This is a genomic window from Lysinibacillus sp. GbtcB16 (assembly GCF_019091145.1).
GTDB classification, from domain to species: domain Bacteria; phylum Bacillota; class Bacilli; order Bacillales_A; family Planococcaceae; genus Lysinibacillus; species Lysinibacillus fusiformis.
This window is the reverse complement of the sequence record NZ_JAGXJV010000301.1, coordinates 1-278: the sequence shown is the minus strand read 5'-3', so window position 1 is coordinate 278 and position 278 is coordinate 1. Positions and strand designations below refer to the sequence as shown.

The following is a 278-nucleotide window of genomic DNA, read 5'->3' as shown; positions in this document are numbered from 1 at the left end:
ATCTTGAAGACTTGCAAGCTGTTGTGTCGGCAATCAGGACGCGTGAGGCGGGCAAAGAGAAGCCTGTTCTACTGCTGGGACATAGCCGGGGAGCGGGTGTTTGTCTCATTTATGCGCTTGATCACCCAGAACAAATCGCAGGTGTCATTTCGTGGAACGGCGTTGCCCGCGTCGATTTGCTGTCTAGCGAGAATAAAGAGGAGATGCGCAGAACGGGAAGATCGTACACTCTGAATGGACGCACGAAACAAAACATGCCGCTCAATCTGGAAATCCTG

General features: G+C 52.2%; 1 protein-coding gene. It reads left to right on the top strand.

Annotated elements, in window-relative coordinates; translation table 11 throughout:
• A partial coding sequence (locus KVT27_RS24345) for an alpha/beta hydrolase (protein WP_217582149.1) occupies positions 1-278 on the top strand: 278 nt, incomplete at both ends.